This is a genomic window from Anabaena sp. 4-3, assembly GCF_001597745.1.
GTDB lineage: Bacteria > Cyanobacteriota > Cyanobacteriia > Cyanobacteriales > Nostocaceae > Trichormus.
Window position 1 is genome coordinate 1 of sequence record NZ_LUHJ01000015.1, and the last position, 21,709, is coordinate 21,709.

The 21,709-nt window shown below is 41.8% G+C and carries 16 protein-coding genes and 1 tRNA gene; 5 read left to right on the forward strand and 12 right to left on the reverse strand.

Annotated features, from left to right (window positions below; all coding sequences use genetic code 11):
• The 5 genes from A3775_RS24895 to A3775_RS04335 form a co-directional block, all read right to left on the reverse strand.
• The coding region (locus tag A3775_RS24895) for an Hpt domain-containing protein (protein ID WP_231866938.1) at positions 1 to 2,940 on the reverse strand (2,940 nt) is incomplete at its 3' end.
• Positions 2,941 to 3,072: 132 nt separating this feature from the next.
• A complete protein-coding gene (locus A3775_RS04320) occupies positions 3,073 to 5,988 on the reverse strand; it encodes a HAMP domain-containing methyl-accepting chemotaxis protein (RefSeq protein WP_066424010.1) in 2,916 nt (971 codons plus the stop codon).
• A 16-nt stretch (positions 5,989 to 6,004) separates the two neighbouring features.
• Positions 6,005 to 6,535 (reverse strand): chemotaxis protein CheW, encoded by a 531-nt coding sequence (locus A3775_RS04325; protein WP_066375915.1) that lies wholly within the window; start codon positions 6,533 to 6,535, stop codon positions 6,005 to 6,007.
• A gap of 13 nt (positions 6,536 to 6,548) precedes the next feature.
• Complete coding sequence (locus A3775_RS04330; protein WP_066375917.1) at positions 6,549 to 6,914, reverse strand: response regulator transcription factor; 366 nt, start codon at positions 6,912 to 6,914, stop codon at positions 6,549 to 6,551.
• Positions 6,915 to 7,128: 214 nt separating this feature from the next.
• Positions 7,129 to 8,313 (reverse strand): response regulator, encoded by a 1,185-nt coding sequence (locus A3775_RS04335; protein WP_066424012.1) that lies wholly within the window; start codon positions 8,311 to 8,313, stop codon positions 7,129 to 7,131.
• Between the two features lie 401 nt (positions 8,314 to 8,714).
• On the opposite strand from A3775_RS04335, the gene hmpF reads away from it, so the two are divergent.
• Positions 8,715 to 10,466 (forward strand): pilus motility taxis protein HmpF, encoded by a 1,752-nt coding sequence (hmpF, locus tag A3775_RS04340; protein ID WP_066424014.1) that lies wholly within the window; start codon positions 8,715 to 8,717, stop codon positions 10,464 to 10,466.
• 171 nt (positions 10,467 to 10,637) lie between these two features.
• On the opposite strand, the gene tilS is transcribed toward hmpF, so the two are convergent.
• The 6 genes from tilS to A3775_RS04370 all read right to left on the reverse strand — a co-directional run bounded on the left by tilS (position 10,638) and on the right by A3775_RS04370 (position 16,756).
• On the reverse strand, positions 10,638 to 11,630 hold the full coding sequence (gene tilS / locus A3775_RS04345) for a tRNA lysidine(34) synthetase TilS (RefSeq protein ID WP_066424016.1): 993 nt from the start codon (positions 11,628 to 11,630) through the stop codon (positions 10,638 to 10,640).
• Positions 11,631 to 11,678: 48 nt separating this feature from the next.
• Positions 11,679 to 12,020: a KGK domain-containing protein gene (locus A3775_RS04350; RefSeq protein WP_066375925.1), complete on the reverse strand. Its 342-nt coding sequence runs from the start codon at positions 12,018 to 12,020 to the stop codon at positions 11,679 to 11,681.
• 97 nt (positions 12,021 to 12,117) lie between these two features.
• Complete coding sequence (gene ccsB / locus A3775_RS04355) at positions 12,118 to 13,167, reverse strand: c-type cytochrome biogenesis protein CcsB (RefSeq protein WP_066375928.1); 1,050 nt, start codon at positions 13,165 to 13,167, stop codon at positions 12,118 to 12,120.
• Positions 13,168 to 13,383: 216 nt separating this feature from the next.
• A complete protein-coding gene (locus A3775_RS04360) occupies positions 13,384 to 15,081 on the reverse strand; it encodes a DUF3352 domain-containing protein (protein ID WP_066424018.1) in 1,698 nt (565 codons plus the stop codon).
• 692 nt (positions 15,082 to 15,773) lie between these two features.
• A complete protein-coding gene (locus A3775_RS04365; protein WP_066375933.1) occupies positions 15,774 to 16,400 on the reverse strand; it encodes a chorismate lyase in 627 nt (208 codons plus the stop codon).
• Positions 16,401 to 16,675: 275 nt separating this feature from the next.
• Positions 16,676 to 16,756: transfer RNA gene (locus A3775_RS04370), tRNA-Leu, on the reverse strand.
• Between the two features lie 487 nt (positions 16,757 to 17,243).
• Between A3775_RS04370 and accC the strand changes: the two genes are divergently transcribed.
• Positions 17,244 to 18,587 (forward strand): acetyl-CoA carboxylase biotin carboxylase subunit, encoded by a 1,344-nt coding sequence (gene accC / locus A3775_RS04375; protein ID WP_066375936.1) that lies wholly within the window; start codon positions 17,244 to 17,246, stop codon positions 18,585 to 18,587.
• Positions 18,588 to 18,946: 359 nt separating this feature from the next.
• A complete protein-coding gene (locus tag A3775_RS04380; RefSeq protein WP_197480086.1) occupies positions 18,947 to 19,156 on the forward strand; it encodes a DUF6887 family protein in 210 nt (69 codons plus the stop codon).
• Between the two features lie 157 nt (positions 19,157 to 19,313).
• Here the strand turns inward: A3775_RS04380 and A3775_RS04385 are convergent, their stop codons facing one another.
• Entirely contained in the window at positions 19,314 to 19,607 is a 294-nt protein-coding gene (locus tag A3775_RS04385; RefSeq protein WP_066375938.1) for a YggT family protein, read from the reverse strand.
• A gap of 247 nt (positions 19,608 to 19,854) precedes the next feature.
• Here A3775_RS04385 and psbX point away from each other — a divergent pair, with 247 nt between their 5' ends.
• Together psbX and iscB are read left to right on the forward strand one after the other, a co-directional pair.
• Positions 19,855 to 19,974, forward strand: a complete 120-nt coding sequence (psbX, locus tag A3775_RS04390; RefSeq protein WP_015112477.1) for a photosystem II reaction center X protein — start codon at positions 19,855 to 19,857, stop codon at positions 19,972 to 19,974.
• Between the two features lie 385 nt (positions 19,975 to 20,359).
• Positions 20,360 to 21,634: an RNA-guided endonuclease IscB gene (gene iscB / locus A3775_RS04395; protein WP_066424020.1), complete on the forward strand. Its 1,275-nt coding sequence runs from the start codon at positions 20,360 to 20,362 to the stop codon at positions 21,632 to 21,634.
• The last annotated feature ends 75 nt before the right edge of the window (positions 21,635 to 21,709 follow it).

Here is a 21,709-nt window from a genome sequence, read left to right on the forward strand (position 1 = left end):
CGCTTCTATGCCTAAGAAACTCTCAGCTAAATCTAATTCCGGCGTTTCCTGAACAATTGTCTCTAACAGTTCATCACCGATATCGAAGCTAGTGTCTTCACCACTCACCTCAGAGACATCCGCTTCTATGCCTAAGAAACTCTCAGCTAAATCCAGTTCTGATGTTTCCTGAACAATTGTCTCTAACAGTTCATCACCGATATCTAAGCTAGTGTCTTCAAACTCAACATCTGTTACTTCACTAATGGGAATCACCCATTCGCCAAATGTCGGTGCTGATAGTTGAGTGTCTATCGGCAGAAGATTATCACCTGAACTTAATTCAGAAATTTCCTCCACATCTGCCAGCGTACTATCAGTTTCTAAGCTAGTGGCATGATTATTTAAACCTTCTGTATCCTGCTGAGGTTCCAAGCCGATATCATTAGTCTTAGCAAATAAATCATCAAATGGATTATCTATATTTTCTAGAGATTCTTCTTCACTGTTACCGTCGTTGAGACTGAATAAATCAAATGGCACATCAGCGAATGATACATTAGAATCGCCAGCAGAAGTTTCTATGTTCTGATTGGTAAATTCTGGAATAAAATCTAACGACTCTGGTGCTTGCGAAAAACCTGGAGTTTCTGGTTGAAAAATTTCGCCTTCTTCACTAAGTATCTGGTTAATTGTCGATTCACTTGCTGCTAAATCTTCAAATAAGTTATCTTCCGTATCTTCTGATGAGAACATTAAATCTAACTGTTCTTCCTGCGGGAGAAAAGTTTCATTCAAATCTACCGCATCAAAACTTTCCAAGCCTGAGTTAGCCGAATCTTCAACGTTTCCAAAACTCTCACCAGAAGCCGCATCAGTAAATAAACTTTCCTCTAACTCTTTGGCTAGATCATGTTCATCAACATCGTCCAAAATTAGCTCTGATTCTGCTGTATTTTCTTCGCTCCAGAAGTTACTTAAGTCATCTTCATCAGCAGAAAAATCTAATACTGTTATCGGTTGTTCATCAAATAAATCATTAATTTCTGACTCATCTATAGATATTCTGGGTATTTCTTGTACTTCAGTAAATAAATTATCTAAAGATAAATCTTCTGGTGATTCTACCGATTTTGACTCAGGGATATTGCTGAAATCATTTCTTGCCAAATCCTCTGTTTTTAACTCATTTTCGCTAAATAAATCATCAAGTTCATTAGATGATTTAGGAGCTACTTCGGCTTGAGAACTATGATTATTTTCTATCTCAATGATTTTACTTGTAGGCGAGTTACTAGCATCAAATTCTAGATGCAAAAATTCCTCTAAATCATCATTCTCATCCTGTTCACCCTCAGTATTTGGTGAATGTTCCTGCAATATTTCCTCAGAAATAGCTGGAGAATTTTGTAAATTTTCTGTTGCTAAATCTTCGGTTTGTAATAAGTTTTCACCAAATAATAAACTTAAATCTTCTGTATTCTTTGTACTAGATTGTATCTCATCATTATTGCCATCTAGTGACAGAAAATCAGCTAAATCACTATCAAATTCTTGAATAACAGTTGCACCAATATCTACCCCTAATGCACTAGAGTCTGTAATTTCTATAATTTCCTCTTGCTGCCAATTGTCATCTAGTTCTGGTGTTTCACCTTCAAACAAATCAGCTAGGGTATTTAATTCAGCTAAACCTACCTCTGGGCCATGGGCATCTATTCTAGCAGTATGAACAGATATTGGTGCTTCACTTTCCGAGATAAGATGCCCGATAATATCATGTTCAGAAACAGTGTTTTCTGTGGTTTCTGAAATATCTGTGTGGGGATCAAGTTGCTCAGAAACTTCTGTCAGGCTAGTTATGCTATCTGTGGGCAAATCAACAGTAATATTACTGTCTTCTCCCTTGGTTATTGTTGAATATGTGTTATCAGTGTTATCAGTAACTTCGCTGGTTGCTGGTGAAATTAATGATGGCTGCACAGCAGAAGGGATATCACCCAGCAAATTTTGAGCTACTTCCAATAAAGCATTGTCTGAAAAACCCCAAAGAGCTTCTAATTGTTGGCTGATTGTGATTTCTGCTTCTCTACCTTGCTGGACTAACTCTTGGGCTTGTTTAATTTCAGTGATGACAATTTTAGCTAAGGTAAGATAGCTATTTTCAGAATTACCAATTGCGGTAGCTGCGGCTTTACACAAATTACACCAATTAGGCAAATTCCAGGTTTGACCCATTTGCTGTAATTGGTTACAGCATTGCTGAAGTTGTTGACGCGATGCTGGTGTTGGTTGTTGCTTAAACAGTTGCAACATTTCCCTGAGTTTCTGTAACACCTGGGTTTGAAACTCAGCCCAATGATCTTGTGCTGTGGAGGTGGCTGGGGCTGATGCTGCCTGAGATGAAGCTGTTTGTGGTGTTGGTTCGCCACCAGTCGGCACATCTTGGCGGAAGAAAATTTCTGTAATAGTAGTGCCAACAGTTTCTGTTGATTTTGGTTGGATGACAGTCGCGCTGGTATCACCTGTACCCGCACCTTGTTGCACCAGCAATTCTAAATGCTCATTCAGCCATTGAAAGACTGGTTCTGTCTCTGACATCAAAGTGTTAGCAGCTTCTTCTGATAAACCAAACGGCCCACTCAACTGCTCTAAAAGTGCCTTGAGGGTATCAGAGACTCCCAGAAGTAATGATTCTAATTTTTGATCAACTCGAATCGGATTTTCTTTCAGAACTTTGAAAGAATCTTCCAAACGGTGGGAAATGTGCTGAATGCTAGTTAAACCCAGCATCGCCGCACCACCTTTAATGGAGTGAGCCGCCCGGAAAAGTTCGTTAATCAGTTCCGGGTCGTTCAAGGTACTTTGAAGATTTAATAACCCCTGCTCTATGGTGTTGAGGTGGTCTCTGGCTTCTTCAATAAAGTAACCTAAAATTCGCTGTTGTTGTTCTGGCAACATAGTTTTTTAGTCAGTAGTCAATAGTCAATAGTCAATAGTCAATAGTCATCAGTTATTAGTTATCAGTCATCAGTCAATAGCCAATTATCTCAACTTTGGACTTTTGACTTTGGACTTTGCACTATTGACTAATTACCTTGTTTCTGTAGTTTCCACGCGGAAACGTTCTACGGAAGCAATCAAGTCACGGGATACACCTACTAGGTTTTGTAGTGCGCCGGAAACTCGTTGTGCTTCTTGGGATGTTTCTTGAGCGGTGAGTTCTACAGATTGCATTACCTGAGCGACGGCGCGGGAGGTTTCCGTTTGTTCTACGGTATCACTGGTAATTGAGCGCACCAAACCATCAATCTGATTTGCTACTTTAATGATATTGTCAAGCGATCGCTTGGCTTCTTCTGCAAGTTTTGTGCCTTTAATTACCTGTTGTGTGCCTTCTTCCATTGCGGTCATTACTGAGCCGGTTTCGCTTTGGATTTGCATAACGATTTGTTCAATTTCTTTGAGGGATTTAGCTGATTTATCTGCCAACTGGCGGACTTCATCAGCGACAATTGCAAACCCACGTCCGGCTTCTCCTGCCCGTGCCGCCTCGATACTGGCGTTGAGTGCTAGTAAGTTGGTGCGAGAGGCAATCTGAGAAATTAACGCCACAATCTTAGAAATTTCCTGCGAAGATTCCGCTAATCGTTTCACCTTGCGGGTAGTTTCCGCTACAGTTTCCCGAATTTCCAAAATCCCCGCCACCGTATTTTCTACTGCTTCCCCTCCTTTGAGGGCGATGGTACTAGCATCACGAGCCACAGACTCTGCTTGTCTTGCAGCTTCTGCCACCCGTTGAATTGAGTCAGTCATCACCTGTACAGATTTTAAGGTGTCTGCCAATTCTTCGGCTTGGCGTAAAGCATCGCTAGATAAAGCCGTCGCAAATGTTTCGGAATTGGTTGCCCCTTTTGTGACTTCTCTGGCTGCGACTTTTACCTGTTGTACAATATCCCGCAGGTTTTGAATTGTCAGGTTAAAGGCATCAGCTACCGCCCCCAATACGTCGGCTGTAACTTCAGCTTGTACTGTTAAATCTCCTCTGGCTGCTCCTTCCACGTCGTCCAACAGGCGGATAACTTGGCGTTGTAGGTTTTCCTTGGCTTCTTCTTGTTCATTAGCTTTACGTTGGGCTTCGTAGGTAGTCGTAAAAATTACCTGCCACATTTCATTAAAGCTAGCGGCTAACTGCCCTAATTCATCTTCAGAATAGACTTTAGCTTGTACGTTCAAATTACCTTGGCGGACAGAATCAAATTGTGCTTGTAAATCTTTGGTAGTGCGCCGAACTTGTTTGAGGGTAAGATTACCCATAAAAGCAGCTGTAGCAAAACCTGTGATCCCGGCTGCTAGTGACATTGCCCAACCTGTATTCCGTACTGTTTCCCGTTGTTGGGGAGGGGAAAAGTTGGTGGCAGCAAAGCTAACAGCTGCTACTATCAAAGCGGAGAACACACCCACAGTTCCGCCGATTAACCAAGGTTTGGTGTCTAGGGTAGCATTTTCTACTGGTGCTAACCAGCCTTGTTCAACGCTGACGCTGGGTTCTACCTTGGCGACATCTGTTTGGGTAAATACTGGGACTGATTCTTGGGAACCAGTAATCGTGAATAGTTCCTCATCGCGATCGCTACTATTCTCACTACTGGTAACTCGTGCTTCTTTACTTTCGGGAATGCTACCAATTTCCTCAGCACTGGCAAGCATCACATCACTAAAGCTAGAATCTGCATCTGCTAAATCAAACCCAGGAATATTGCCTAAATCGTCAAAGTCATCAAAGTCGTCTAAAAACTCGATATTATTCTGGGAGTTATCTCCATTGATGATACTGCTCGGCTCCTCATCTGCTGTCACACTCTCGGAACCAAAGGCTGACTCAAAGGCTTCCAAGTCAAAATTTTCATCAATATCAAAGCTATGCGTTTCTGGTTGAGCAATTGTTGGCGATGGCTGTTCTTTATTTGCCATCCTACCGTTCAAAGCTAAAGGAGTTTCTGATAAGTTTTCTGACTCTGCTATTTCTTGTAACCAGTTATTCGCTTCCGGTTGAGTAAAATTATCTTGATTGCTACTCAGAAAATTATCATCTGGGATTGGGTTATTGCTCAGTTCTTCTTTACCCATCACCAAATCCTCCTCTGCTTCCTCATGGCTGCTGGATTCCCACTTCACAGTGCTGGGTGGTTCAGCCTCTTCTGGGTTGAGAAAATCCGCAGCAGTATATTCCCCATTCAGGTTAGTTAGTGGTTCAAATTCTTCAAAAGGCGAATCAAGACTATTGTCGTCACCAATTTGGGAATTGCTACCACTATCTAAAAAATTAGTCTCCAGTTCTGACGATGCTAAACCATTTTCTGAGGAATCTTCCTGCCAAAAAGCAGGTAACTCTAGTTCTCCAAAGTTGTCTTGATTGCTGTCATCCAAATTTTGAGAATTTGGTTGCTCATGTAAAGCAAATGGATCATCGCTAAAAGTTGGTATAGATTCTATGGTTGGCTCAACAGCCTGGCTATCTGTAGTAATTGCAAAAGGATTGTCCAAAGACAACTCATCGTTATCTGGTAATGATTGTGGGGTTTCTAAAGCATTCAAATCAAAACTATCGAGATCAAAGTTGTCTATTGCTCCTAAATCTTCTAATTCTGATGCTTGAGATGTCAGTGAATCATTTGTTGTCTTTGTGAGATGGCTCGGCTCGTCATTATCAAGGTTTTCTGTGACATTTTGTTGAGATTGATTGATATTTTCTAACCCATTGTGAGCAAAACCGATAATTTCTAAGTCGTCACTCAATTGCAAAACTTTTTGATATTCTAATTTTGCTATATCGTATTGCTGCAAAACATAGTAGATGTGACCCCGCAATAAATGGCAGTTAGGGTCATCCGGGACATTCTGCACCACCTGATCAACTAAACTCGCGGCAACTTCATAGTCTTGTTGCGCGTAGGCTGTACAAGCCTGGTTATAAGTTTCGAGGTAATCGTCTATACTTGCTGCCATTTCCTCACTCCCAATATCATCCTGCCCACCGCGCACTCCGTAAAATTGCGATTTGGTCGAGTAGTCTGAGGCACTGATTGTTTTTATTTTCTAATAACCACTCTCCACGCAAAAAAGGAGTCATGGTGTCTGGTATGTTTGTCGGTGGCATCAGATTTTGTACATCCAGCCAATCCATACCTACTACCGCTTCTACTGCCAAGCCTACGATTGTGTCTTGCTCTTGTACAGCAATCACTGGAATCTCTGCTCGATCTGTATTTAAAGGAGTTGCCTCCCCTAGAAATTGACCCAAATCAGCTACCCAAATTACTCGACCTCGTAGATTTAGAGTACCCAAAAGTAAGGGAGAAGCATTAGGAATCGGAGTGATTCTGTCAGGACTCAGTTCCATTACCTCTCGGATACCAGTGGCGGGTAGTGCAAACTCCTGATGCGAGGGAATATAAAACCGTAAATGTAACTCACCTTCAGGACTTTCTACTTGTAATTCAGGGCGAAAGTGGTCTTGACCACTACCATTTAAAAAGTCCGGTTTGCTAACCATGATGTTTTCATCCTTATCCTCGCAGCAGTTGTTTGACTGTTCCCACCAACTCGGTAGGTTGAAAGGGTTTAGCTATGTACGCGTCTGCTCCTTGTTTCATACCCCAGTAGCGGTCAAATTCTTCACCTTTAGAAGAACACATCACCACGGGAACATTTTGGGTTTTGGGGTCAGACTTTAACCGACGGCAAACTTCGTAGCCATTCATTCGGGGCATGACAATATCTAAAACCACCAGATCAGGGGGTTCTGTTTGAATTGCCTGCAAGGCTTCTAATCCGTCCGTGGCATGGGTGACTGTTAAGCCACTGGCTTTCAGGAGGTCTGTAATCATCTCCCTCTGTGCTAGACTGTCTTCCACAATCAGAACTGTACTCATAAATGGCTATCTACCTCCTGATGTAGACGTTCCTGTTTGGAACATTCCCTGATCTCCCCGAAAATAGTTATTGTATAAATTAAATTTAGTATTTTCCGCAGTTTACTGGTTAATAACTTCGTTTGAGTCCTTAGTTGATACTGTGATAACATTTTTTACCCCATCTTTTATGGGATGAACAAGTGTTGTAGCAGGTTGATTTGGCTACACCAAATCAAGCATTGAGATATTTTTCCACTAGCATCAGTAGTTCAGCTTCTCTCAAAGGTTTTGTTAACAAATCTGTCGCCCCGACCATTTTCGCCCTGACTCGATCTATAAATTTATCTTTACTGGTCAGCATGATCATCGGTATATGCCGAAATGCTTGTGATTGTCGGAGCATGGCACAAATTTCATAACCGTCTAATTCTGGCATGGCAATGTTACATAAAACTAGATGGGGCTGGAATTGAAAAATTTGACTGAGTGCTTCTAAGGGATTGGTGAGCGCAATTGTTTGATATCCTTGTGCTTGTAAAATAGACTTTACAGTGTCACAAATAGTCTGGGTATCGTCAATACATAGTATTTTTACCTGTTGCCGATTTTGTCCTGTCACTGCTGGGTTTGCTATCTGGGGATGAGTTGTTGGTGGATATGTCAGTTTTAGCCAACCTTGCTGTACGTAGGGATAAATTGTTTTCGCGACTGTTAAAATGTCCCGATCAAGATAACGACTAAGTTGACGTAAGGTGGTTTTACCGTCTGCCCAATGTTTGAGTTTATTGACTGTTGTCGCTGGGAGCGAGGAGTATAGATGCACTGTATCCGCCAGGATTAATAATTGTTCTGGAGATTGAATATATGGAGATAGCTGCTTCCACTCCTGTAATTGTTGGCTAATTTTGCAGATTAAAGCCGAAATTTCCCAGGTAGTTAACTGGGGTGCTAGGGCTGTATCCTGATGGAAAATAAATCTCCCTTGCTGTAAACTCAGCAAATCAAACAGTGTCTCACAAACCAAGCGGTAGATGAGATGGCTAGCTTTGGTAGGATTGAGCATATTCTTCTCTAATAGCATCCAAATATAGCCATATTCTGAAGAATTGTGTTCACCTAAAGCATTCATTTGCTGTCGCTCCAGAGAGATTTCCCCGCGATACTGACGTAAGTATTCGTCAATCCGTGACAACTTATTATGCCCTTCTTGGCAATAAATAATTTGACCATTGAGAAAAAATATGAACCACGCTTGACGTTTGCAATGCCAGGAATGGTTATCTCCCTCGGTATCTTCTTTAGCTCCTGGGTGGAAACTGTGGAAATCACTTTCTATCAAAAGTTGCCCAGTTCGCTGCCCTAATTCAATTAATTGCAGAATACTGCGAAGGTCAATTTCCCGTAAATTTCCCTGCATTTAGCTTTGAGTGGCTCCTTTTGATGCTGTTGACATCATGTGATTTTGGCACATTGGTTGCTCCATGTTGATCTTAGGCACGTAAGGTACGGAGTATTAAAAATATATTTTCTTTACAATTAGTCTGAAACAGGAAATACATTGAGCTATAAACCGTAAATTTTCTTAATAGTATTTGACAAAGTTAGTGATAACACGGAAGCCATCGTCACTGTCATCAGTACAAAATATTCAAAGAAGCGATTAAATCGCTGCTATAAAGATCAGGGCGCAGAATAAAACGACTATAAATAGTTTTGTTGGTCTTGTTTGCCTAACTTGAGGTAAATCAGACCAGTTAACAGAATAATCTAAAGTAGATTTTCAAACACGGTCATTAAGTACACAAGAGGACTAGCGGTGTGCTGTATTTAGCAGAAGTACAAAAGCAGAAAGCCGGCTTACTGGGTGGTAGTTCTAAAACCGAACTGAAACTGCTAGCTTGTCAGCGAACCGACCAGAATTGGAGTCCTGTGTCGGAAGATATCATTGCTGCTGAGGAAGCCAGCAAATTAAATGATGGTGCGCTGGTGTTGGTAGAATTGACTCCCAATCGTCAAGTGCAGCGACTTCAGGAGGCGGGCAGGCCACTTGTTAATATTTTGCAAAATTTCTCCCGTCAGGTAGAAAAACATAAGCTCAAGGAAGACGAAATTGATCAATGGAAAGAATCGCTGACGTTTCAGGCGCAAGAGTTAAATCGCCGGGAAATGGATATGGAAGTGCGATTGGAACAGTTGCAAAATATGGAGGAGGAGTTTCAACGCCTGGAAGCACAGCAACAGGAGGTTGAGACAAACCGTCAGCAAATTGAACAATTGCAAGCAGAAATTGAGCAAAATCGTCAAGAATTAGCAGGTGCTTGGGAGCATCTGCGGGGTGAACAGCGTCGCTTGGAGGAGCGTTTGCAAGAGGGAGGTGTGTTAGATCAAGAGCAAAGTCGCAAGATGAGCGAGTTACTTGATCGCTTGTCTAATCGCATTGCTCCTACAGAACAAGTGCGGGAACATCTCCATTGGGCTGGTGAATTAGTCGAAAAGCAGCAAGCTATTCTTAATCCCCATTGGGAAAAACTCCAACAACAAAAAACTCTAGCCACTCAACAGCAGCAGGAAGTTGAGCAACTGGCGCAAACCTATAGCGATTGCCAAACCGCCTGGCAAGAAGCACAAAAAACTTTGGAGCAACAAACCACTCAATTACAAGTCAATATGGCGGCGATCGCCTGCAAGGAAGAATACATTCACCTAGCTAAAGCGCAATTACACTTTCAGGAAGAATTATACCAGCAAATTTACTCTTTAGCTGTTAGTGCTGGTGATGGGCTTCCTGGTCAAAAAGTTGATGTGCAAGCTCTGGAAAATATGCCTATAGGTGAACTGCAAAAGCTAATACAAGACTTATTAGACAAGTTAGAAATAGACTCTAGCTTTGTTCAAGACCAAGAGCAAGAACTGAAATATAAACAAGAAACTATAGAAAAATTGCAACAGAAGATTAACCACGCTTCTGATAAAGATTTAGTTAATTTGCAAATGGAACTCGCCGATGAACAAGACCTTTATCGGATGCTTAATGAAACTTTGGTAGGACAAAGACGCAATTTGTTAATACAGCAAAAGTTGGTCAAGCGACACCAAAATGTGCTGCTACGCCGACAAGGACAAGCTGTTCTTCATGCTGAAGAGGAAAATAGCATTGATTTCAGCCCGATTGTTTCACAACTCGAAAATCAGCGACAACACCAATATCAAGCAATACAGAAGTTAGAACGCGAAGTTGAGCAGATGCGTGCTGCGATTGAGATAGATCAAGGCATGATTGATAACCAAACCCACAACCTCCGTGAACAAAAGCAAGAACTTAAAACAATGGAGGAAAATTTACTGTCTCTACGGATAGCCAACGCTGAATGCTGGGGACGGGTTAATCTTTATCAAGAGGCTCTACAACCTATTCAAGATTGCTTGGATGGCTTACGAGGAAAACTGCAAAGCATGAAGGAATCTTTGGCTCAGATTCAAGAAACTAGCGATTATCAACTCCAAACTATTAGCGAAATCCGTCACACTATCCATAGTTTTATTACTCAGCCGGAGTTGCTAGCTTCGTGAAATGTGCTTTTGTTGCAGGGGAAGATGAGGGAGACAAATCAATTCAAAATACCCTGCGGCTAGGCTTACGCCAGCGTAGCAAAGGCTGCGCCTACAAAATTCTTGCATTAAATACTTTTTCCCTGTAATTATTGAATTTTGATTTGTTTATGCCCAATCCCCAGTCAACCATCAACCGTCAACCGTCTCTAATAATATCCAATCGCCTTGGACTTGAGCGATCGCACCACCAGGAAAGGGATCGGTTTGTGAACGGTTCGGGGCGGTAATTAATGCGGTTAATTTCTCGATATGTTCAAAATTAGGCGCATCAGCTAGTATTTGCTGCAAGACTTGACGCATCACTCGCCGTTGCAGTGCTAAGGGTGCTGTTTGCAATACCCGACGATTTAACCTTAATGGCAAGGAAGATAAGCAAGCATTTTCTAGAGATGCTTCCCGCAACTGCTGGGCGGCTTGTTCTAAATATTCAACTTCTGCTTGTAGTAGTTCGGCGGTTTGGGCTAGGGCTAATTCTGCTTGGGGGTTGAAATTTTGCTGTAAATATGGTATGAGTTCTTGCCGGATACGGTTACGAGCATATTTTAAGTTTTGATTGGTGGCATCTTCCCAAATTGGTAACTCAAACTGTTGACAAAATTCCTCGGTTTGCTTGCGGGTAACTTCTAACAGGGGACGCACTAGGGCAATTTTATCAGTTAGGGAACGTTGCCAAGTCAAAGCTTGTAAACCATCAGCACCAGTTCCACGAATTAAGTTGTAGAGGAGAGTTTCGGCGCGATCGCTAGCGGTGTGACCTGTGACGATATATTGATAATTATCAGCCTGAGCGATCGCACTTAAAGCTCGATACCGCCAATCACGAGCCTTAGCTTCACTATTAACAGGCTCAGAGGCAATTTTTAAATAAAAACATACACCCCAATTTTTCGCTAAATTTTCGACATGATGGGCATTAGCTTGAGAATCATCACGCCAACGATGATCACAATGGGCAATACCTAACTCCCATCCCCATTTGGGTTGTAAATCTAATAGTAATTTAATTAAACACAGCGAATCTTGTCCACCGGAGACTGCTACTAATAACCTTTGCTCACGTTCAAATAAGTGGCGCGCTTTGATAGTACGATGTATTTTTGCGTGGAGTGCAGTCCATACCATTTTGAAAAGATTAAAATTTTTAGATGAGAATAACTTTATCTTAAATTGCTATTCTTCCTCAAGATTTTTTAATTTCTCTCTCAAATCATCGAGTGGGGAAGTCTCAAGATTATTGTCTTGAATTTCCTTTGGTTCTGACTCATCCGGAAGAAATTCAAACCGCAATCTGATTTTACCTTTGCGCCATGTTTTCCCAGGTGCTAAAACATAACAATCTAATCCTTCATCAAATAGCTGAGATTCTGATTCAGAGCGATATGTACTCCAAATTTTCTGAATTGCTCTCAGCAATTGAAAGGCTATTTGAGTATTATAGACATCTTGAATATATTGTTGATAAAAATGAATAACATCATCGTTAATATTCAGGGTTTCCCATTTATCATTCATAGTAATCTCCTGGCACTAAATTTATAGTTCCCAAAAGATAGTAATCATTTTCATAAATTCAAATCCCCTCTTGGCAAATGAAGAGGGGAAAATACATTTAGAAAAACCAACCGTAAGAATGTAAACCTTTACCTAAAAGATTCACACCCAGGTAGCAAATCCAAACCACAACAAAACCACTAGCTGCTAAAATTGCAGGACGACGGCCTTGCCAACCACGAGTAATTCTAGCGTGGAGATAGGCAGCAAATACTAACCAAGTAATTAACGCCCAAGTTTCTTTAGGATCCCAACTCCAATAGGAACCCCAAGCTTCATTAGCCCAGACAGCACCAGCAATAATCCCAATTGTCAATAGGGGAAATCCTAAACCAATAATGCGATAGCTGATATTGTCGAGGGTTTCGGCAAGGCTGAGGCGTTGCGGTGAAAGGGTTTCAGCATTGATTAGGGTTGAGGATTCAGGTGTGGTAATTAAGTCTAAGACAGCAGTGTTACCTTTACCGTTGTGATTAGTTTCTAAACGAACTACGCCATTATTTTCTGCTGTTGCAGGTTGAGAAATTAGTTCACCTGCTTTATGCAAGCGGTAGCCATTGGTGCGATAACCACCGTTACCGACAGAACTACCTTGTAATTGGATGTTTTTTCCACGAGTGACGATCAAAAAAGCGATCGCTAGCAGTGAACCAACCATCAAAGCTGAATAACTTAACATCATGACGCTAACGTGCATCATCAGCCAATTGGACTTTAAGGCTGGTACTAAGGGTTCTGCTACTTGCATCTCTGATGGTAGTGTCAAAGTCGCAAAAGCAGCAATTCCCATAGCCACAGGCGCAGTAAACACGCCTACTAAGCGGCTACGACTAGAATTTTCCGCAATCAGATGAATTGTAGTGATCCCCCAAGTCAGGAAAAATAGGGATTCATACAAATTACTCAAAGGAAAATAACCAGCTTCTAGCCAACGCGCACCTAAAAGGGTAGCAATGCACAAATTAGCGATCGCCATCCCTGCTGTTCCTAAAGCATTAATTGCTGGTAAATTTGGAAACGCTGCACCCACCCAATACACCAGCATGGTGACAAACAAGGCAGCAAAAGAAGCATTATCCAACCAATTCTGGAGCAAAACCAGATCCATAAAGTGTTCTCCGCCAAGGATGTTTGAAAATTATTGATTCTGACTGTTCTGATCCTATCTGCTTAAGTAATTCAAAATTCAAAATTCCAAATTCAAAATTGGGGATTGGGTACTGGGTACTGGGTACTGGGTAAAAGTTCTTCTCCTCCGCTCCCCCTGCTTCCCCTGCTTCCCCTACCTCCCCTATTTCCTCATCTCCCTCATCCCTCTAACAACCTACTTCTCCGCTTTTTTCAGTGTCAAAAAAATGTCGTAGCGGGTGCTGCGATTGTCGCTAACTGCGGCTGAAACTCCAATAGTACGTGTTGCACCTAGCAAAGTTCTTTGCTGGGGAATCAGTGGTGGTAGAGGGAAATTTTTCGTTACCTGTTCCACATCTAAGTAGAATTGTCCATTAGCTGGATTGAGTTCTATGGGTACTGTAGTTTTAAATTCGGGATTGCTAGCGAGGGTATTAGTCGGTTTAGGTAAGATTTTATTAGTAATGGGTGCGCCTACTACTAAAAAAGCAACATCTTGATCTAACCAGCCGTGGGTAGCGGTGAGAGTACCAAAAGGACTGATCCAATTCACAACGGGTTTACCTGCTACTGTTGTTGATTTGATGCGGAACTGGTACTGATTCTGCACAACCTCATCTAGCTGTTTAATTGCTGCTTCTGCTTTTTGGCGATCGCTCGCTTGGATCATGAATACTAAAGCAGCACGAAAATCTTCTGGTTTTCCCGGTTTGGGATGACTCGGAATCACAGAGACAGCAAACTCGCCTTGCATCCAACTGAGTAAATCCCGCTCTAAATCCAGATTAGTCAGAGACTTGACACTACTTTGTAGTTGTTCTGGTGTAATCGGTGACAGAGGATTACCTTTAGACGTTAAAACGTATTCACCCCATAAACGCCTTAAGTTACCACCCGACAACATCATCAAGGTTTCTGCTGGTACGCGGTTTTGCATACTTCCGGCTTTGTTTTCTATTGTCAAAACTCGCTGACTATTCGGTTTGAGCCAAGAAACTCCTTTGATTCTTAACCCTTCTGGCTCTAAAGTCACACTCCCGGCTAAACCCTGGTTATTTTTCAGTTGAGTTAAAACTTGAGCAGGTAAGCGGCGTGTGGGAGCAGAAGCAGCGATTTTAGCAGCTTTGGGTACGTTGATATAAAATTGGGCTAATGGTTGATAACTGGCGATTTTACCAAAATTTTCAGCAAATCCGCCTGTATTTGCTAAGGATGTTTTACCTTGATAAGCGTCAATTGTACGTTCTGTAGTTTTTAGGCTATCGCTAATTACCAGAAATTTTCCATCTATAAATGCAGCCGCCAGGCTTTCTCCGGTTTTACCCTGATTTTGTTTGATTGTAATCCCCTGATAAGTACGATCAACCCACGTACCTGGAGGCAAAGTTTTTGATTCGGTAAAAATACTTTTAGCTTTTTCAGGGTTTTTTACAGGTAAAACCATCACTATCGATTGCTGATTAGTTACTGCTTCCCCAATGTTTGAAACTGGCTTAGGAGCCGATTTCTTGATTTCTGGGGCTAAAATTGCCAAGGTGACTGTATCGCCTACCCACGGTTGGATATCTTTCTGGAAGTCATAACCGTTATTCGTGAGAAAGCGATCGCGCAACTGTACTAAGCTTTGATTCAGTTGTGCTTGTGTGTCTTTAGTGCCGAATTCCTGTAATTTTTGCCATTGCTGGGCATCTGTCGTCAGGGAAACCGCAAACAAAGCATCATGGGGAATAATATTGGCACCTGCCAGTAAATTTCTCGAAAATAATTGTCCTTGGCTGAAAAACCAATATGCTGCTACACCACCACCAATCAATAACCCAGCAGCCGAGAGTGTCAGCACTAAAGATGATTGCTTAATTTTTCTCATGGGAACAGACAAAATAGGCGGTGTCATTGCAAACTACACCTTATACATACAAATTTTTGATTATTTTAATTAATTAGCTCAAATTCCAGGTTGTTTATTTTTCAGTCAGTTAATTTAGATGTATTTTTCCGCTTTGGATAATGTTTATACTTCGGCTGTCTACTTACCTGACACTTAATTTCTAAGTTGTATTTTTATAGTTACTCAATTGTTTTAGCATTCTTGCTGAAAATTTGCTGGACAATTTACCTGCAATAGTTATTTAACCCGGCAAGTCTCACCTGTTAAACCTGCGGGTTATGAATTTTTATTGGTAATCACTTTGAGAATATAACTTACTATCAAAAGCTGCAAGTTATCTGTATATTGATTTTTTACTTAAAATATAACTACTTATTTATGACGTTTACTTGATTTATTTTGTCCCAGGTAAAAATTATTTTCTATTTTCAGATGTGATTGCCTTGTCCAATTAATTATTTGCTGTCATTTTCTACCAGTAATACCAAGAATAATTATATTGCTCATAAGCAAATTTACATAGATATTTGTCGCAATTAACTGCCGTATCGTGTCAGAATATCTTTAACATTAAATTTAATTAAAATTTTTCCATCTCAATTTCAGTTGATTCTGCTGTGATGGTTTGTACCTCAACACAGAGAATCAGCAGTGCTTTGGCTCAATCCCAAAACTCTAACTATCTATTGCTGTTGGTTCTAAACTTGACCTTTACTGGGACTAAGCTGCATAGGCCCCAAGTATTTAGTCAAATAAGGCGAAAACACCTCATAAATCAATGTCAAAGGCTGCCCGTGATGCCAAAAGAGGTAATGACGACCCCAAAAAGGCCCATCCTCGTTGAATCCTGTGTTTAGTGCATCTGAGTAACCATAATAAATGCCTCGCACATCTCGATACAATTCTGTGCGGAGACGAGCTAGACTAGCCCAAATAGTTAAAGAACGATTTTGTAAATACTCATCTACGTGACTAGCTTCCCACCATGAAGTAGCATAAGCCAATCTTTGCCCAGAGGCAGTGCGTAGCCAAACCTGCCGCCTGAGTCTTGGCCCTGGAACAGATGTAATCAAGCTTGGCGCAGAATCTAAGTCCATGCCAATTAATGACATATCAATCACATCTACTTCTGTAGATTCTCCCGTAAGTAATTCTAAGTGCCTAGTTGGTGAGCCGTCGCCAAGTAGCAGCATTTGCCAAGCTGGTGCTAGCTGAGTGTGTGGCAAACTGTTTTTGATGACTTCTTCGCCACCTTGCCAAATTGGTGTGAGGCGATGCCACCCGGTTGGCAGTGTTGATTTGTTACTTGTAAAAATAGCAGTCAATGTTCTTTACAAAAGTTCACCTATCTCTATAAAAGCACAAAAAACAAAATTTAAGTCATTAGTCATCAGTTATTAGTCATTAGTCATTAGTTCAAAAATGGGGGTGTAGCAATAACAAAGAAGTTACGGCAACACCCCCGTCAGCCATAATATGGGCTGGTTAGATTGACTTGTACAGGCGTTACTGTGCAACTTCTGTATTGCGCCCAGACTGTAGCAGTAAAGTACCCCAACTAAACTTCGTTATAGTTGGGGTCTTCCAATCTTTTAAAAAATGCGGATGGCGAGACTCGAACTCGCAAGGCAAAGCCACACGCCCCTCAAACGTGCGCGTATACCAATTCCGCCACATCCGCATAAGCATTACAAACATGAAGTATAGCACCAGAAACAAAAATACGTCAAGATGATCTGTTAGTTGTGAAACTTTACCAAAAATTTAATTTTATCGGTTCACAAATTTCCCGAAGGTGGATACCAGACTGACAGAAATATAGTATCTCGACAAGTGATATTAAAAGGGTTGTAGTTATTGCTGAGTTTGGAGTTCCAATTACAAAGCGAATCACCCGACTCACAACTCAGGGCTGGTAACTCAACACTAAAATCGTGCAGTCTACTGGAGTTGACACTCTGCTGGCTAAAGCCTATAAATTTTTGACTGCGGCTTAAGCCTTTGTGATTGTTTTTGATCTCAGCGTTAAAGTAGCTGAGTTTCCCAACATCTGTGAGGATGATGAGGCTGGTAAAACTCCTGTCATAATTTGAAATAAAGCAATCGCGCTGTTGCAAATGGGATGGGAGACAATTTCTATCTACTGGTACTGATAACGAAACTCGAAAATGAAGTTTGACAAAATATTAATTGCTAATCGGGGAGAAATCGCCCTTCGCATTCTCCGCACCTGTGAAGAAATGGGAATTGCGACGATCGCGGTTCACTCGACTGTTGACCGGAATGCTCTCCATGTCCAACTTGCTGATGAAGCAGTTTGTATTGGTGAACCGGCTAGCGGTAAAAGTTATTTGAATATTCCCAATATTATTGCGGCAGCTTTAACACGCAATGCTAGCGCAATTCATCCTGGTTATGGTTTTTTGGCGGAAAATGCCAAATTTGCGGAAATCTGTGCGGATCATCACATTGCGTTTATCGGCCCGACTCCAGAAGCTATCAGGTTGATGGGGGATAAATCCACAGCCAAGGAAACCATGCAAAAAGCAGGAGTTCCCACAGTACCGGGAAGTGATGGCTTGGTAGAGACAGAACAAGAAGGATTAGCGATCGCCAAAAAAATTGGCTACCCAGTGATGATTAAAGCCACAGCCGGGGGTGGTGGTAGGGGTATGCGCTTAGTGCGATCGGAAGATGAATTTGTCAAACTCTTCCACGCCGCCCAAGGTGAAGCCGGAGCAGCTTTTGGTAATGCCGGCGTTTATATCGAAAAATTTATTGAACGTCCGCGCCATATTGAATTTCAAATTTTGGCCGATAATTACGGTAACGTTATTCACTTAGGTGAACGGGATTGTTCAATACAACGCCGCAACCAAAAGTTACTCGAAGAATCACCCAGCCCGGCACTTGACTTAGAATTGCGGGAAAAAATGGGACAAGCTGCTGTCAAAGCTGCCCAATTCATTAACTACACCGGGGCGGGTACTATCGAGTTTCTCTTAGATAAATCCGGTAAATTTTACTTCATGGAAATGAACACCCGGATTCAAGTAGAACATCCTGTTACCGAGATGGTAACAGGGGTGGACTTGATAGCAGAACAAATCAGAGTTGCTCAAGGGGAAAAACTCAGACTAACTCAAGACAAAGTAGTTTTGAGAGGTCATGCCATTGAATGCCGTATCAACGCCGAAGATCCCGACCATGATTTTCGCCCAGCCCCCGGACGCATCAGTGGTTATCTTCCCCCTGGCGGCCCTGGTGTGCGGATTGACTCCCACGTTTACACTGACTATCAAATTCCCCCTTACTATGACTCGCTCATCGGTAAATTAATTGTTTGGGGGCCGGATCGTCGTACTGCTATTAACCGCATGAAACGCGCCTTAAGGGAGTGTGCTGTGACTGGGTTGCCGACAACAATTGGTTTCCATCAAAGAATCATGGAAAACGCACAGTTTTTAGAAGGTCAGGTTTACACCAATTTCATTCAAGAGATGAAACTCTAAGGAATTGGGGATTGAAAAGTAGAAAGGTAAAGGGTAAAGCGTAAAAGGCGGATAAATATCTTATTTTCAGCTTAATACCTGCCCCTTTCCTGACTCCGAACTCAGGTTAACGAAGTCAAACTTCTACCCCTTCTTGCTATCTGATATTCTGGTGCAGTATTAGATGGTTGTGAGGGTATATCAATTTTGCCAACTCCCGAACAAGCTATTAGGTGTGTAATCCTGTGTCAGTCCTTAACTAACACCTTTACCCCTATTTTCGTTGTTCGCCTTGATGAGCGAACAGGTAATTTATTCCTGCTAGCTGGAGATAACATAGAAATAGAAATCTATCCCAATGGTCGTTGGAGGTTCTTGTGATGAAGCCTGACTTCAGTACCATAACAAAGGGTGAGCTAAGAGCTTATGTCATAGCTCATCCTGATGATAAGGCTGCATTTCATGCCTTTGTTGACCGCTTTACGGCTGAAGCACCTCCAGAAACTTTTGACATCCCCAACTGCAAGGCTGAGGTTGAAGAAGTTGAAATTTTAATCAGGCAGAAGCTAAACCAACTACAGACGGGATAGTAAATTACAGAAGTTATTGAGATTTTTTGGTGCTTGATGGCGTTAGCTTACCCCTTTGGGTAAGCTAACCACGGGCAGCATCTCGTAGAGAAAAATCTTCACCTATTTGATCTGCACTAACGCATTATGAGCATGATAAAAATTTATACCCCATGCTCTAACTAACACGGGACATCATGGTGAGTAAACCTTGCTGACCTAAGAGAACTTCTCGTAGCAAACTAAAGATACCTACCCAAATAATTGGGGTGATGTCAACTCCGCCTATAGGTGCTACAACTTTCCGCAAAGGAATTAAAAATGGTTCAGTTGGCCAGGCGATGAGATTAAAAGGCAACCGATTCAAATCCACTTGCGGATACCAAGTGAGAATGATGCGGAAAATGAATAAAAATGTCATGATGCCCAATATAGGGCCGAGAATCCAAACGGTCAGGTTAACAGCAGTCATGGAATTGATTTGAGCTACTCTTGATGGGTCGAGAAAACACTGAGGGCAAAATCTGAAATTTTTAAGCTTTGTAAAGCTTTATCTATTTAAATTCTAACGAAAGACTGGAACTTATTAGTGAGGAAGAAAAAGTAACTAACCTGTGTGCAGGTGTTGATTTGGTTTGCTACCTGATGACAAGAGGCTTCTCAAGGATGTGATACACCATTAGAATTATTATGAAGTGTGTAAAAAAAGGTTGAGATCCATGACACCATCTTTAGCAAACTTTCTTTGGAGTCTGGCTTGGGGTACTGCGATCGTTGTTATCCCTGCCACCGTTGGTTTAATTTTCATCAGCCAAAAAGATAAAATCCAACGTTCCTAGTGCTTGGCAGAGTTATTTTGACTCTCTCAAGTTTTTGTCTGTCAGCGATAGGTTTACTAACCTGACAGACTTCACCATTTTTATTTTGCGGTAAATAGCTTCAGAGCTTCTTTGCCAGATGCTTTGAAGCTTAAATATTATATTGTCAGGGTTCTCTAGTTGAGAGCAAACCCCACAGCTAGAAGTTAGGGGTTAGCTATCTTCGCTGCCTGACCAGACTACTCGTTTAAGGCAAGAGTTAAAGTCCTACCTTGGAATGCTTGCTAGTTCCAAGCTCTAGAACCAAGCGATTAAACAGGCTTACGGAGAATAAACCAGTGTCGTTTGGATAGTACCGACCTTAAACAAAGTCGAAGCAAACATTACCTGTAACAAAGATGCAGAAATGCAAAATTACGTATTTGTTGTAGACACCAACAAACAACCTCTCAATCCAATTCCCCCAGCGAGAGCAAGGGAATTGTTGACTAAGGAAAAAGCAGCAGTGTTCAGGATGTATCCATTTACGATTATCCTCAAACACACTGTTTTGAATCCAACACTAAAACCATTAACCGTCAAGCTTGATCCTGGCAGTAAATTTAGTGGCATTGCGGTTTTAGATGAGGAAAATGTTATTTGGGTTGCCGAGCTAGAACATCGAGGAGGGCAAATTAAAAACGCATTGGAATCAAGAAGATCATTACGTCGCAGTCGTCGGAATCGCAAGACTCGGTATCGTCAGCCAAGATTCAATAACCGTAAGCGCACAGAGGGATGGTTAGCACCATCATTGATGCACCGTGTTTTCACAATTGAGACTTGGGTAAAACGACTTTGCCGTTATGCTCCAATTGTTCAAATTACAATGGAATTGGTTAAGTTCGACACTCAAGCAATGCAAAACCCTGAAATTGATGGTGTTGAGTATCAACAGGGGGAACTGGCTGGATACGAGGTACGGGAATACCTGTTAGAAAAATGGGGACGCAAATGTGCTTATTGCGATCAAGAAGCTGTCCCACTCCAAATTGAACATATCCATCCCAGAGCAAAAGGAGGTAGTAACCGAGTCAGTAACTTAACCTTAAGTTGTCAGAGGTGTAACACCAAAAAGGGAACTAGGTCTATCGATGAATTCCTCCAAAAAAACCCCTCTCGACTAAAGAAAATTCAGCGACAAGCCAAACAACCGCTTAGGGATGCAGCAGTTGTTAACTCAACTCGTTGGGCGTTGTTCCAAACCTTGAAAAATATCCTGCCCACAACAACGGGGACAGGCGGACAAACTAAGTATAACCGAACAAGGCTGGAATTACCTAAACATCATTGGGTTGATGCAGCTTGTGTTGGTAATGTGGAGAAGTTAAATCTGTTGACTCAACAACCATTGCGGATTAAATGCACTGGATGGGGAACCCGCCAAATGTGCGGTACAGATAAATACGGATTCCCTATTCGACACAGAGAACGCAAGCAAGTTCATTTTGGATTCAGGACTGGCGATATAGTCAAAGCTGTTGTACTGTCCGGCAAGAAGGTAGGACAGTATGTTGGTCGATTGCTGTGCCGTAAGATTGGTAGCTTCGATATTGTCACCCATGTTGGTCGTGTTGCTGGGATTAGTTACCGCTTTTGTACACCTATTCACAAACAGGATGGCTATTCGTATAAATTTTAAGTTGTTGGAACGGCGATTAAAACGCAAACGCCCCTTTCTCCCCATGCTTAGAAAATAAGGTCTTCCGGGGCGAGG